Here is a 13,490-nt window from a genome sequence, read left to right as displayed (position 1 = left end):
CGTTCGTTCCTTCTTTCCATCCCGCAACCATCGTCAACCAACCATTACAGACAGGAGACAAGATGATGAAAATGAACCGCCGCACCGTTGCTGCCGCCTTGGCCAGCGTGCCCGTGGCCGCCTTGCTGCCCGGCGCCGCCTGGGCGCAAAAGCCCCTCGTGCTGGGCTTCAGCCAGGTGGGGGCCGAGAGCGAATGGCGCACCGCCAACACCGAGTCCATCAAGTCGGCCGCCAAAGAGGCCGGCATCGAGTTGAAGTTCTCGGACGCGCAGCAGAAGCAGGAGAACCAGATCAAGGCCATCCGCTCGTTCATCGCGCAGAAGGTGGACGTGATTGCGTTCTCGCCCGTGGTGGAGTCGGGCTGGGAACCCGTGCTGCGCGAGGCCAAGGCCGCCAAGATCCCCGTGGTGCTGACCGACCGCGCAGTGAACACCAAGGACACGTCGCTGTACGTGACCTTCATGGGCTCGGACTTTGTGGAAGAAGGCCGCAAGGCCGGTCGCTGGCTGGTGGAGAAGATGAAGGACCAGAAGGGCGAGGTCAACATCGTCGAGCTGCAAGGAACTGTGGGCTCGGCCCCTGCCATCGACCGCAAGAAGGGCTTTGAAGAAGTCATCAAGGCCGACCCCAAGTTCAAGATCATCCGCAGCCAGACCGGCGACTTCACCCGCGCCAAGGGCAAGGAAGTGATGGAGGCCTTCCTGAAGGCCGAGGGCAAGAAGATCAATGTGCTGTACGCGCACAACGACGACATGGCGATTGGCGCCATCCAGGCCATCGAAGAGGCCGGCATGAAGCCCGCCAAGGACATCGTGATCATCTCCATCGACGCAGTGAAGGGCGCCTTCGAAGCCATGATCGCCGGCAAGCTCAACGTGAGCGTGGAGTGCAGCCCCCTGCTCGGCCCGCAGCTGATGAGCGCCGTGAAGGACATCAAGGCTGGCAAGGCCGTGCCCAAGCGCATCGTGACCGAAGAAGGCATCTTCCCGATGGAAGTGGCGGCGAAGGAAATGCCGAACAGGAAGTATTAACCCCCTGAGGCGCTGCGCGCCTTCCCCCTTTCTCTCGCATCGCTTTGCGATGCGGGAAGGGGGACGCCACCGGCGCGGCGGGGCGGCCCTTGCGCGTTGGCACTGGAATTGGGCAGCGACAGTTTCGCAAGGCCGTTGCATATCCAAGCGTCAATCAAATCAAAACAACATCAGGAGACAGACTCAAATGAAGCGTGCAATTTTCAAGGCCGTGTTGGCCACCGTGGCCTTGGCTGCCATGGGCGCCACGTCCGTGGCATCGGCCCAGGACAAGGGCACCATCGGCATCTCGATGCCCACCAAGTCCTCGGCGCGCTGGATTGCCGATGGCGACAACATGGTCAAGGTGCTTAAGGACCGGGGCTACAAGACCGACCTGCAGTACGCCGAAGACGACATCCCCAACCAGCTCGCGCAGATCGAGAACATGATCACCAAGGGTGCCAAGGTGCTGGTGATCGCGTCGATTGACGGCACCACGCTGTCGCGCGTGCTGCAAAGTGCGGCCGACAAGGGCGTGAAGGTCATCGCGTACGACCGCCTCATCAAGGGATCGAAGAACGTGGACTACTACGCCACGTTCGACAACTTCCAGGTGGGCGTGCTGCAGGCCACGTCCATCGTGGACAAGTTGGGCCTCAAGCAAGGCAAGGGCCCATTCAACATCGAACTGTTCGGCGGCTCGCCCGACGACAACAACGCCTTCTTTTTCTACGACGGCGCCATGAGCGTGCTGCAACCCTACATCGACAGCGGCAAGCTGGTGGTGCGCAGCAAGCAGACCGGTATGAACAAGGTGGGCACGCTGCGCTGGGATGGCTCGGTGGCCCAGGCGCGCATGGACAACCTGCTGTCGGCCTACTATGGCAAGGACAAGGTGCATGCGGTGCTCTCGCCCTATGACGGCATCTCCATCGGCATCCTGTCCTCCCTCAAGGGCGTGGGCTACTGCACCGCCCAGCAGCCCTGCCCTGTGGTCAGCGGCCAAGACGCTGAGGTGCCTTCCATCAAGTCCATCCTCAAGGGCGAGCAGTCTTCCACCGTGTTCAAGGACACCCGCGAGCTGGCCAAGGTGGCCGCCAACATGGTGGACGCCGTACTGACAGGCAAGCAGCCCGAGATCAACGACACCAAGACCTACAACAACGGCGTGAAGGTGGTGCCCTCGTACCTGCTCAAGCCCGTATCGGTGGACGTATCCAACTGGAACACGGTGCTGGTGGGCAGTGGCTACTACAAAGAGTCTCAGATCAAGTGAGCGCGAGCGGCTTCTGCATCTAAAGCCGCCGCCTGCGAATGCCTCTGAGGCAGCGCAGGCGGCCTGCAACCGGGATGGGGCCAGAGGCCCTACCAACAGACTGAGAGACCATGCTTCTTGAAATGCGGAACATCCGCAAAACCTTTCCCGGCGTGGTGGCGCTGAATCAGGTCAACCTGCAGGTGCAGGCTGGGGAGATCCACGCCATCGTCGGCGAAAACGGGGCGGGCAAATCCACGCTGATGAAAGTGCTGTCGGGTGTGTACCCACACGGCAGCTACAGCGGCCAGATCCTGTTCGACGGGCAGGAGCGCGAGTTTGCAGGCATCCGCGACAGCGAGCACCTGGGCATCATCATCATTCACCAGGAGTTGGCGCTGGTGCCACTGCTGTCGATTGCCGAGAACATCTTCCTCGGCAACGAAACCGCGCGGCACGGCGTCATCGACTGGATGGCCGCACACAGCCGCGCCCAGGCGCTGCTGCACAAGGTGGGCCTGCGCGAGTCGCCCGACACACCGGTGGGCCAGCTGGGTGTGGGCAAGCAGCAGCTGGTGGAAATTGCCAAGGCGCTGTCGCGCAAGGTGCGCCTGCTGATCCTGGACGAGCCCACCGCCAGCCTGAACGAAAACGACAGCCAGGCCCTGCTGGACCTGCTGCTGGAGCTGAAAGCCCAGGGCATCACCTGCATCCTGATCTCGCACAAGCTCAACGAGATCTCGCGCGTGGCCGATGCCATCACCGTGCTGCGCGACGGCAGCACCGTGCAGATGCTGGACTGCCGCGAAGGCGCGGTGAGCGAAGACCGCGTGATCCAGGCCATGGTGGGCCGCGAGATGAGCGACCGCTACCCCCAGCGCCAGCCACAAGTGGGCGACATTGTTTTTGAGGTGCGCAACTGGCGCGCCCACCACCCGCAGCGCAACGACCGCGAGCACCTCAAGGGCATCGACCTGAATGTGCGGCGCGGCGAGATTGTGGGCATTGCAGGCCTGATGGGCGCAGGCCGCACCGAGCTGGCCATGAGCATCTTCGGCCGCTCGTGGGGCCAGCGCATCAGCGGCGAAGTGCGGCTGCACGGCCAACCCATCGACGTGAGCACGGTGGAAAAGGCCGTGCGCCACGGCCTGGCCTATGTGACCGAAGACCGCAAGGGCAATGGCCTGGTGCTGAACGAAGACATCCAGTTCAACACCTCGCTGGCCAACCTGCCGGGCGTGTCGTTCGCCAGCGTGATCGACAGCGGGCAGGAACACCGCGTGGCGCAGGACTACCGCGAGAAGCTGCGCATCCGCTGCTCGGGCGTGGACCAGAAGACGCTGAACCTCTCGGGCGGCAACCAGCAAAAAGTGGTGCTGAGCAAATGGCTGTTCACCAGCCCCGAAGTGCTCATCCTCGACGAGCCCACGCGCGGCATCGACGTGGGCGCCAAGTACGAGATCTACACCCTCATCGCCCAGCTGGCGGCCGAGGGCAAATGCGTGATCGTGATCTCCTCCGAAATGCCTGAGCTGCTGGGCATCACGGACCGCATCTATGTGATGAACGAAGGCCGCTTTGTGGCCGAGATGCCAACTTCAGACGCCTCGCAAGAAAAGATCATGCGAGCCATCGTGAGTGCCCCCCCTGAGGCGCTTCGCGCCATCCCCCCCAAGGGGGACGCCGCCAGTGCGGCGGGGCGGCCCTTGCACGGCAGCCGCGCATAGCTGCATCGCCCCTTTTCAGCGCCTGATGAACCGCACAACGCATTGAATTGATGACCGAAATGAGCCAGACCACCCATCCCCCCGCCAGCACGCTGGCCGACGGCAGCCCGACAGCAGCGGCGCGGCACGACAAATCGCTGTTGCAGCACCTCCAGCACAACCTGCGCGAATACGGCATGTTAATCACGCTGGTGGCCATCATGGGCTTCTTCCAGTACATGACCGAGGGCACGCTGATGCAGCCCTTGAACCTCACCAACCTGGTGCTGCAGAACAGCTACATCGTCATCATGGCGCTGGGCATGCTGCTGGTCATCGTGGCCGGGCACATCGACCTGTCGGTGGGTTCGGTGTGTGGCTTCATCGGCGCGCTGGCTGCGGTGTTGATGGTCGAATACAACTGGCACTTTGTGCCCGCCACGCTGGTGTGCCTGCTCTGCGGCGGGCTCATTGGTGCGGTGCAGGGCAGCTTTGTGGCGTTCTCGCGCATTCCGTCGTTCATCGTCACGCTGGCGGGCATGCTGGTGTTCAAGGGCCTGGCGCTGGCGCTGCTGGCGGGGCAGTCGGTGGGGCCATTCCCCTCGGCGTTCCAGATGCTCAGCTCGGGCTTCATCCCCGACCTGTTCAGCGTGGAGGGGCTGCGCCTGACCTCGCTGCTGCTGGGCGCTGCGGTGGCTGCGGCTCTGGCCGTGGGCGGACTGCGCCAGCGCACCAACCGGCTGCGCCATGGCGTGCAGACAGAGCCTGCGGGTCTTTTCATCGCCCGCACCATCGTTTTTGGCGGGCTGCTGGTGTACTTCAGCTACCTGCTCGCTTCGTACAAGGGCCTGCCCAACGTGCTCATCGTGATGGCGCTGCTGATCGTGCTGTTCGACTTTGTCACCAGCCGCACCACCATCGGCCGCCGCATCTATGCCATGGGCGGCAACGAGAAGGCGGCCAAGCTTTCTGGCATCAAGACGGAGCGGCTCACGCTCTACGCCTTCATCAACATGGGCGTGCTGGCGGCCCTGGCCGGGCTGGTGTTTGCGGCGCGGCTGAACACCGCCACGCCCAAGGCGGGCCTGGGTTTTGAGCTGGACGTGATTGCGGCGTGCTTCATCGGCGGCGCATCGGCATCGGGCGGCGTGGGCAAGGTGATGGGCGCGGTCATCGGCGCCTTTGTGATGGGCGTGATGAACAACGGCATGTCCATCCTGGGCATCGGCATCGACTACCAGCAGGTCATCAAGGGCGTGGTGCTGCTCGCAGCCGTGCTCGTGGATGTCTACAACAAGAACAAAGCGTGATGACCCCCATGGACGCGTCCACCGCTCACGCCCCCGCTGCCGCGCCGGTGCTGCAGCTTTCGGGCATCCACAAGCAGTTTGCGGGCATCACCGTGCTGCGCGATGTGCAGCTCAACCTCTACCCTGGCGAGATCCATGCGCTGATGGGGCAAAACGGTGCTGGCAAGTCCACACTGATCAAGGTGCTGACGGGCGTGCTGGAGGCCAGCGGCGGGCAGATGCGGCTGGGCGGAGAAGCCGTGTGGCCCGATTCGCCTCTGGCCGCGCAGCGCCTGGGCATCAGCACCGTGTACCAAGAGGTCAACCTCTGCCCCAACCTCTCGGTGGCCGAGAACATCTTTGCGGGCCGCTATCCGCGCTGCGGCATTGCGCAGGGCTTTCGCATCGACTGGGCCACGCTGCACCTGCGCGCCCGTGATCTGGTGGCGCGCATCGGACTGCAGATCGACGTGACGCGCCTGCTGTCGGACTACCCCGTGGCCGTGCAGCAGCTGGTGGCGATTGCGCGCGCACTCAGCATCGAGTCGCGCGTGCTGATTCTGGATGAGCCCACCTCCAGCCTGGACGACGACGAGGTGCAAAAGCTCTTCGAGGTGCTGCGGCGCCTGCGCAGCGAGGGGCTGTCCATCGTCTTTGTGACGCATTTCCTGAACCAGGTGTATGCCGTGTCCGACCGCATCACCGTGCTGCGCAACGGCAGCTGGGTGGGCGAGTGGAGCGCGCAAGACCTGGGTCCGCAGGCTTTGATCGCAGCCATGCTGGGGCGCGACCTGGCCGCCGTATCGACCGAGCCAGCGGTGTCGCCCGTGTTCGACACCAGCCAGACCACGCTGCTGCAAACCGAAGGCCTGGGGCAAGACACGCAACTGCAGCCACTGGACCTGCAGATCCGTGCGGGCGAGGTGGTGGGCTTGGCGGGACTGCTGGGCTCGGGCCGCACCGAGCTGGCGCGCCTGCTGTTCGGCCTGGAGCAGCCCGACCGGGGCGCACTGCGCATCGACGGGCAGGTGGTGAAGTTTGCCAACCCCATGGACGCCATCCGCCATGGCCTCGCCCTGTGCCCCGAAGAGCGCAAGACCGACGGCATCGTGGCCGAGCTGTCGGTGCGCGAGAACATTGCGCTGGCGCTGCAGGCCCGCATGGGCGTGGGCAAGTTCCTCTCGCGCGCAGAGCAAACGGCGCTGGCCGAGCGCTATGTGAAGCTGCTGGGCATCAAGACCGAGAGTGTGGACAAGCCCATCGGCCTGCTCTCGGGCGGCAACCAGCAAAAAGCGATCCTCGCGCGCTGGATGGCCATCGAACCGCGCCTGCTCATCTTGGACGAACCCACGCGCGGCATCGATGTGGCAGCCAAGCAGGAAATCATGGAGCAGATCCTGCAGCTGGCGCAGGCCGGCATGGCCGTGCTGTTCATCTCTTCCGAAATGAGCGAGGTGGTGCGCGTGGCGCACCGCATCGTGGTGCTCCGCGACCGCCGCAAGGTGGGTGAGCTGCCTGCGGGCAGCAGCGAAGACGCCGTCTACGAACTCATCGCCGCAGAACATGCTTGAACGTCCCCCCTCTCCTTCCCTTTTTGCCGCGCTGATGCGACACCGCTTGGCGTGGCCCGCCGTCACGTTGCTGCTCCTACTGGCCATCAATACGGCTTTCAACGCCAGTTTTCTGCACATCGAATGGCGCGATGGGCACCTGTACGGCAGCCTCATCGACATACTGAACCGCGCCGCACCGCTAGTGCTGGTTTCGCTGGGCATGACGCTGGTGATCGCAACGCGCGGCATCGATATTTCGGTGGGCGCGACGGTGGCCATTGCAGCGGCCGTGGCAGCGTGGCTGATCGGCGGCTCGGTGTCGGGCACCGAGAGCCGGTTTCCACTGCCCGTCGCCATCCTGAGCGCCATCGGCGTGGCACTGCTGTGCGGCTTGTGGAACGGCGTGCTCGTCGCCAAGGTGGGCATGCAGCCCATCATCGCCACGCTGATCCTCATGGTGGCAGGCCGGGGCATTGCCCAGCTCATCACCGACGGGCAGATCATCACCATCTACTACACGCCCTACTTCTTCATGGGCGGTGGGTACCTGGCAGGGCTGCCGTTCTCTGTGTTCGTAGTGGCCGCTGTCTTCGTGGTGCTGTACCTCGCGATCACGCGCACAGCGCTGGGCCTGTTCATCCAGGCAGTGGGCATCAACCCCACAGCGGCGCGGGTGGCGGGCGTGCAGGCGGGGCGGCTTATCGTGGCGGCCTATGTGTTCTGCGGAGTGTGCGCGGGCATTGCGGGGCTGCTTATCAGCTCCAACGTAAAGAGTGCAGACGGCAACAACGCCGGGCAGCTGCTGGAGCTGGACGCCATCCTGGCCGTCACGCTGGGTGGCACCGCCCTCACGGGCGGCCGCTTCAGCCTGGTGGGCAGCGTGATTGGCGCACTCATCATCCAGACGCTGACCTACGCCATCTATTCGCTGGGCGTGCCGCCCGAGATCAACCTGGTGGTGAAGGCCGTGGTGGTGTTCATCGTGATGCTGCTGCAGTCGCCCGAGTTCCGGGCGCAAGTGGGCGCCCTGGCACGCCGCCCCGGCGCGGGAGCTTTGCCATGAGCGCCGTACCCAAGACCGCAGGCTTCGGCACCGTGAACCACCCTGTCCCACAGGCCACCGCCGCGCGCGCGCGGTTCAACCCCAAGTACCTGCCGCTGGCAGCCACCATCTCGCTGTTCGTGGCCATGGCCACGCTGGGTTCGGTGCTGTACACCGGCTTCTTCTCGGCCCAGGTTTTCCTCAACCTGCTGATCGACAACGCCTTCCTCATCATCGTGGCGGTGGGCATGACGTTCGTGATCCTGTCGGGCGGCATCGACCTCTCGGTGGGCTCGGTGGTGGCACTAACCACCATGGTGCTGGCCGCGCTGGTCGAGCACCGGGGCTGGAATCCCATGGTCGCCATCCCGCTGGTGCTGCTGATGGGCACGGCATTTGGCGCGTTCATGGGTTTCCTCATCGAGCGCTTTCGGCTGCAGCCCTTCATCGTCACGCTGGCAGGCATGTTCCTGGCGCGGGGGCTGTGCTACCTGATCAGCATCGACTCGATCAGCATCACGCACGAGGGCTATTCGGAGCTGGCCCAGTGGCGACTTCCGCTGTGGGAAGGCGCATCGCTCTCGCTGGGCGCGCTCATCGCCATCGCCGTGCTGCTGGTGGCCCTGTTTGTGGCGCATTGCACGCCGTTTGGCCGCAGCGTGTATGCGGTGGGCGGCAGCGAGCACTCGGCCGTGCTCATGGGCCTGCCGGTGCGCCGCACGCTGATCGGTGTGTACACGCTCTCGGGCTTTTGCTCGGCGCTGGCGGGCGTGGTGTTCACGTTCTACATGCTGTCGGGCTACGGCCTGCATGCCGTGGGCATGGAACTGGACGCAATTGCCGCCGTGGTCATTGGCGGCACGCTGCTCACGGGCGGCGTGGGCTATGTGGCGGGCACGCTGTTTGGCGTGCTCATGCTCGGAATCATCCAGACCCTGATTTCCTTCGACGGCACGCTCAGCTCCTGGTGGACACGCATCGTCGTTGGTGTGCTGCTGTTCGCTTTCTGTCTGCTGCAGCGGCTGCTTTCGCGCCGCTCGGGCAAGGCCCGTTGACTCTTCATTTCTCCTCTTTCTCTCGCACCCCACCATGACCACCCCCAAGCGCAAACTCCGCTCCGCCGAATGGTTCGGCACGGCCGACAAGAACGGCTTTATGTACCGCAGCTGGATGAAGAACCAGGGCATCCCCGACCACGCGTTCGACGGCCGCCCCGTGATCGGCATCTGCAACACCTGGTCCGAGCTGACCCCGTGCAACGCCCACTTTCGCAAGATCGCCGAGCATGTGAAGCGCGGCATCTACGAGGCGGGTGGCTTCCCCGTCGAATTCCCGGTGTTCTCCAACGGCGAATCCAACCTGCGCCCCACGGCCATGCTCACGCGCAACCTGGCCAGCATGGACGTGGAAGAGGCCATTCGCGGCAACCCCATCGACGCGGTCGTGCTGCTGGTGGGCTGCGACAAGACCACGCCTGCGCTGCTGATGGGCGCAGCCAGTTGCGACGTGCCGGCCATCGTGGTCACGGGCGGGCCCATGCTCAACGGCAAGCTCGACGGCAAGGACATCGGCTCGGGCACGGCCGTGTGGCGCCTGCACGAGTCACTGAAGGCCGGCGAGATCAACGAACACCAGTTCTTCGCGGCCGAGGCTGGCATGTCCCGCTCTGCCGGCACCTGCAACACCATGGGCACGGCCAGCACCATGGCCTGCATGGCCGAGTCGCTGGGCACATCCCTGCCACACAACGCAGCCATCCCGGCGGTGGACTCGCGCCGCTATGTGCTGGCCCACATGTCCGGCAAGCGCATTGTGGAGATGGCGCACGAAGGGCTCACGCTCTCCAAGATCCTGACGCGCGAAGCCTTCGAGAACGCCATCCGAACCAACGCCGCCATCGGCGGCTCGACCAACGCTGTCATTCATTTGAAAGCCATCGCGGGCCGCATGGGCGTGCAGCTGGACCTGGAGGACTGGACGCGCATCGGCCGTGGCACGCCCACGCTGGTGGACCTGCAGCCCTCGGGCCGCTTCCTGATGGAAGAGTTCTACTACGCGGGCGGCCTGCCCGCCGTGCTGCGCCGCCTGGGCGAGAACGGCCTGCTGCCCCACCCCAACGCCCTCACCGTCAACGGCAAGAGCCTGTGGGACAACGTGCGCGAAGCGCCCCAATACAACGACGAGGTGATCCGCCCGATCAGCAACCCGCTGATTGCCGACGGCGGCATCTGCATCCTGCGCGGCAACCTGGCGCCGCGTGGCGCGGTGCTCAAGCCCTCCGCCGCCTCGCCCGAACTGCTCAAGCACCGGGGCCGCGCCGTGGTGTTCGAGAACCTGGAGCACTACAAGGAGCGCATCGTCGATGAAAACCTGGACATCGACGCGAGCTGCGTGATGGTGCTCAAGAACTGCGGCCCCAAGGGCTACCCCGGCATGGCCGAGGTGGGCAACATGGGCCTGCCCCCGAAGCTGCTGCGCCAGGGCGTGAAGGACATGGTGCGCATCTCCGACGCCCGCATGAGCGGCACCGCCTACGGCACCGTGGTGCTGCACGTGGCGCCCGAGGCGGCAGCCGGTGGCCCGCTGGCTGCCGTGCGCGATGGCGACTTCATTGAGCTGGACTGCGAGAACGGCCGCCTGCATCTGGACATCAGCGACGAGGAACTAGCAGCACGCCTGGCCGCATTGGCTGGCACGGACAACGGCGGACGCGGCGGCTACCAGCGCTTGTATGTGGACCACGTACTGCAGGCGGACGATGGCTGTGACTTTGACTTTCTGGTGGGTTGCCGTGGCGCCGCCGTCCCTCGCCACTCTCACTGATGCCGACGGCCCACCCGCCATGGAGAATGCTACATATTTCATAGCTCTTAGCGCTTTATGGATAAGCGCTAGAGCCGCATTTCACTCAAATTTCCACATTTCCTCCGCATGCCAGCCATCCACACCCTTCAGAACCCTCGCTACCGAGGCATCTTCCCCGTGGTGCCCACCACCTTCCTCGAAGACGGCACGCTCGACCTCGAGAGTCAGAAGCGCTGCCTTGACTTCATGATCGATGCGGGCGTGGATGGCGTCTGCATCCTGGCCAACTTCTCCGAGCAGTTCTCGCTGTCGGACGCCGAGCGCGAAGTCCTCACCCGCACATCGCTGGAGCACGTGGCGGGCCGCGTGCCGGTCATCGTCACCACCACCCACTACGGCACCCGCGTGTGCGCCGAGCGCAGCCGCGCCGCGCAGGACATGGGCGCCGCCATGGTGATGGTCATGCCGCCGTATCACGGTGCCACCTTCCGCGTGCCCGAGGCGCAGATCTACGAGTTCTATGCCCGTGTGTCGGATGCGATCCGCATCCCGATCATGGTGCAGGACGCACCCGCCAGCGGCACCGTGCTGTCGGCCCCCTTCCTGGCCCGCATGGCGCAAGAGATCGAGAACCTGGCCTACTTCAAGATCGAAGTGCCCGGCGCCGCCAGCAAACTGCGCGAGCTGATCCGCCTGGGCGGCGATGCGATTGAAGGCCCGTGGGACGGCGAAGAAGCCATCACCCTGCTGGCCGACCTGGATGCGGGCGCCACGGGCGCGATGACGGGCGGTGCGTTCCCCGACGGCATTCGCCCCATCATCGAAGCCCACCGCCAAGGTGACATGGACCAGGCGTTTGCGCTCTACCAGCGCTGGTTGCCCCTCATCAACCACGAAAACCGCCAGGGCGGCATCCTCACGGCCAAGGCACTGATGAAGGAAGGCGGCGTGATCGCCTGCGAGGCAGGCCGCCACCCCTTCCCGGCCATGCACCCCGAAGTGCGGCGCGGCCTGATCGATATCGCGCGGCGGCTGGACCCGCTCGTTCTGCGCTGGGCACGTTAAGCAGGACACCCATGGTGCCTGCACGTTATCTGGTGCCCGCCGAGGCGGGCCTGATCGCCCTGGACTGGGGCACCAGCGCATTGCGCGCCTTCCGCATGGGCGCGCATGGCGAGGTGCTGGACACGCGGCACCGCCCCTGGGGCATCATGAACCTGCCCCCCGCCACCGCGAGCGTGGCAGACGGCGAACCCAGCGCCGCATTTGAACGCGCACTGCAAGACACCTGCGGTGACTGGCTGGCCGCCACACCTGGCCTGCCCCTGCTGGCCTGCGGCATGGTGGGCAGCGCCCAGGGCTGGCGCGAGGCCAAATACCTGCCGACGCCCACCTCGCTCGATGCACTGGCGCGGGGCCTGACGCTGGTGGAGCGGCGCGACGGCCCGCCGCTGCACATCGTGCCGGGCCTGTTGCAGCAGGGCGCACTGCCCAACGTGATGCGCGGCGAAGAAACCCAGGTGCTGGGCGTGCTGGCAGGCCTTGCACTGCCTGCGGATGCGCCCGTGCTCATCGGCCTGCCCGGCACGCACAGCAAATGGGTGCTGGCACGCAGGGGCCGCATCGAACAGTTCCACACCTTCATGACCGGCGAGGTGTTTGCCGCACTGCGCGGCCACACCATTCTGGGCAAGACCATGCAGGCTGCAGCGGCCCCCGACGACGGCGCCTTTGCGCGCGGGCTGGAGGTTGCGCGGGGCAGCGATGCCGCGCTGGGACTGCTCTCGCACATCTTCAGCACCCGCACGCTGGGGCTGACGGGAGCGCTGGCGCCTACCGCGCAAGCGGACTACCTCTCGGGCCTGCTGATCGGGCACGAGGTGGCGAGCCTGAGCCGCGCACAGGATCAAACCCCAACAACACCACGAACGCTGGTGCTGTGCGGTGAGCCCGACCTGTGCCGCCGCTACGCCATCGCGCTGCAGACCTACGGCTTTGCCGCCCCCACCATCGCCACGCAAGCCACGGCCACCGGGCTGTGGCAGATCGCGCTGGCGGCAGGGCTGGTCGTTGCGCCAGCACCCTCCTCCTCACACCCCTTCACCGCCGGGAGTCTGGCCGCATGAACCCCATCGACAAAGCCCTGTTCCACATCCTGCAGCGCTGCGGGCTCATCGCCATCCTGCGCGGCGTGCAGCCGCATGAGGTGGTGGCCATCGGCCACGCGCTGTACGACGCAGGGTTCCGCATCATCGAAGTGCCGCTCAACTCGCCCGAGCCGCTGGCCAGCATCCGCGCGCTGCGCGATGCACTGCCTGCCGACTGCCTCGTGGGCGCAGGCACGGTGCTCTCCATCGATGCCGTTGCCGATGTGGCCGCAGCCGGTGGGCAGATCATCGTCATGCCCCACAGCGATCCCGATGTGATCCGGGCCGCCCGCGCTGCCGGCATGGCCTGCGCGCCCGGCGTGGCCACGCTGACCGAGGCCTATGCCGCGCTGGCAGCGGGCGCCAACATGCTCAAGCTGTTCCCGGCCGAGGCGCTGCCGCCCCATGTGCTCAAGGCCTGGCGCGCCGTCATCACGCCGCCCATGGCGCTGGTGCCCGTGGGCGGCATCGTGCCCGAGAGCATTGCGCCCTATGCCGCAGCAGGCGCCAGCGGCTTTGGCCTGGGCTCGGCCTTGTACCGGCCCGGTGACCAGGCCCCCGAGGTGGCGCACAAAGCCGCAGCGTTTGCGCGGGCGTGGCAGGCGTCCTTTGGCACCGCGCCCGCCACGGCCTGAACCGCCCCCTACTCGTTCCAGACAACCCAGCATTTCTGAACCGAC

General features: G+C 65.6%; 11 protein-coding genes. All 11 read left to right on the top strand.

The annotated features are described in order from the left end of the window. Nucleotides 1–65 precede the first annotated feature (65 nt). Nucleotides 66–1,031, top strand: a complete 966-nt coding sequence (locus AC2YJX_RS20225; RefSeq protein ID WP_137746565.1) for an ABC transporter substrate-binding protein — start codon at nucleotides 66–68, stop codon at nucleotides 1,029–1,031. 187 nt (nucleotides 1,032–1,218) lie between these two features. Beyond that, entirely contained in the window at nucleotides 1,219–2,289 is a 1,071-nt protein-coding gene (gene chvE / locus AC2YJX_RS20220) for a multiple monosaccharide ABC transporter substrate-binding protein (RefSeq protein ID WP_142145499.1), read from the top strand. Between the two features lie 110 nt (nucleotides 2,290–2,399). Beyond that, nucleotides 2,400–3,995, top strand: a complete 1,596-nt coding sequence (gene mmsA / locus AC2YJX_RS20215) for a multiple monosaccharide ABC transporter ATP-binding protein (protein ID WP_487257098.1) — start codon at nucleotides 2,400–2,402, stop codon at nucleotides 3,993–3,995. 59 nt (nucleotides 3,996–4,054) lie between these two features. Next, complete coding sequence (mmsB, locus tag AC2YJX_RS20210) at nucleotides 4,055–5,284, top strand: multiple monosaccharide ABC transporter permease (protein WP_487257097.1); 1,230 nt, start codon at nucleotides 4,055–4,057, stop codon at nucleotides 5,282–5,284. After that, nucleotides 5,284–6,834, top strand: coding sequence for a sugar ABC transporter ATP-binding protein (locus tag AC2YJX_RS20205; RefSeq protein WP_487257096.1), 1,551 nt, complete (start codon nucleotides 5,284–5,286; stop codon nucleotides 6,832–6,834). Before mmsB ends, AC2YJX_RS20205 begins: the two co-directional genes overlap by 1 nt. Next, on the top strand, nucleotides 6,827–7,879 hold the full coding sequence (locus AC2YJX_RS20200; protein WP_487257095.1) for an ABC transporter permease: 1,053 nt from the start codon (nucleotides 6,827–6,829) through the stop codon (nucleotides 7,877–7,879). Before AC2YJX_RS20205 ends, AC2YJX_RS20200 begins: the two co-directional genes overlap by 8 nt. Further along, entirely contained in the window at nucleotides 7,876–8,913 is a 1,038-nt protein-coding gene (gene yjfF, locus AC2YJX_RS20195; protein ID WP_431152789.1) for a galactofuranose ABC transporter, permease protein YjfF, read from the top strand. Before AC2YJX_RS20200 ends, yjfF begins: the two co-directional genes overlap by 4 nt. Before the next feature lie 34 nt (nucleotides 8,914–8,947). Continuing rightward, nucleotides 8,948–10,681, top strand: coding sequence for an IlvD/Edd family dehydratase (locus AC2YJX_RS20190; RefSeq protein ID WP_487257094.1), 1,734 nt, complete (start codon nucleotides 8,948–8,950; stop codon nucleotides 10,679–10,681). A 108-nt stretch (nucleotides 10,682–10,789) separates the two neighbouring features. Then, a complete protein-coding gene (locus tag AC2YJX_RS20185; protein WP_487257093.1) occupies nucleotides 10,790–11,728 on the top strand; it encodes a dihydrodipicolinate synthase family protein in 939 nt (312 codons plus the stop codon). Nucleotides 11,729–11,739: 11 nt separating this feature from the next. After that, nucleotides 11,740–12,789 (top strand): 2-dehydro-3-deoxygalactonokinase, encoded by a 1,050-nt coding sequence (locus tag AC2YJX_RS20180; RefSeq protein WP_487257092.1) that lies wholly within the window; start codon nucleotides 11,740–11,742, stop codon nucleotides 12,787–12,789. Then, on the top strand, nucleotides 12,786–13,445 hold the full coding sequence (locus AC2YJX_RS20175; RefSeq protein WP_116749616.1) for a 2-dehydro-3-deoxy-6-phosphogalactonate aldolase: 660 nt from the start codon (nucleotides 12,786–12,788) through the stop codon (nucleotides 13,443–13,445). Before AC2YJX_RS20180 ends, AC2YJX_RS20175 begins: the two co-directional genes overlap by 4 nt. The last annotated feature ends 45 nt before the right edge of the window (nucleotides 13,446–13,490 follow it).

This window comes from Acidovorax sp. SRI_002, from assembly GCF_057586455.1.
The sequence above is the reverse complement of the archived record's forward strand: the minus strand, read 5'-3'. Positions and strand labels throughout refer to the sequence as shown.

What these genes read in the sequence shown, in the direction of transcription:
- AC2YJX_RS20180 (WP_487257092.1), top strand. Translation starts at nt 11,740, where the DNA reads ATGGTGCCTGCACGTTATCTGGTGCCCGCCGAGGCGGGCCTGATCGCC.
- AC2YJX_RS20225 (WP_137746565.1), top strand. Translation starts at nt 66, where the DNA reads ATGAAAATGAACCGCCGCACCGTTGCTGCCGCCTTGGCCAGCGTGCCC.
- mmsA (WP_487257098.1), top strand. Translation starts at nt 2,400, where the DNA reads ATGCTTCTTGAAATGCGGAACATCCGCAAAACCTTTCCCGGCGTGGTG.
- AC2YJX_RS20200 (WP_487257095.1), top strand. Translation starts at nt 6,827, where the DNA reads ATGCTTGAACGTCCCCCCTCTCCTTCCCTTTTTGCCGCGCTGATGCGA.
- AC2YJX_RS20205 (WP_487257096.1), top strand. Translation starts at nt 5,284, where the DNA reads ATGACCCCCATGGACGCGTCCACCGCTCACGCCCCCGCTGCCGCGCCG.
- chvE (WP_142145499.1), top strand. Translation starts at nt 1,219, where the DNA reads ATGAAGCGTGCAATTTTCAAGGCCGTGTTGGCCACCGTGGCCTTGGCT.
- mmsB (WP_487257097.1), top strand. Translation starts at nt 4,055, where the DNA reads ATGAGCCAGACCACCCATCCCCCCGCCAGCACGCTGGCCGACGGCAGC.
- AC2YJX_RS20175 (WP_116749616.1), top strand. Translation starts at nt 12,786, where the DNA reads ATGAACCCCATCGACAAAGCCCTGTTCCACATCCTGCAGCGCTGCGGG.
- AC2YJX_RS20185 (WP_487257093.1), top strand. Translation starts at nt 10,790, where the DNA reads ATGCCAGCCATCCACACCCTTCAGAACCCTCGCTACCGAGGCATCTTC.
- yjfF (WP_431152789.1), top strand. Translation starts at nt 7,876, where the DNA reads ATGAGCGCCGTACCCAAGACCGCAGGCTTCGGCACCGTGAACCACCCT.
- AC2YJX_RS20190 (WP_487257094.1), top strand. Translation starts at nt 8,948, where the DNA reads ATGACCACCCCCAAGCGCAAACTCCGCTCCGCCGAATGGTTCGGCACG.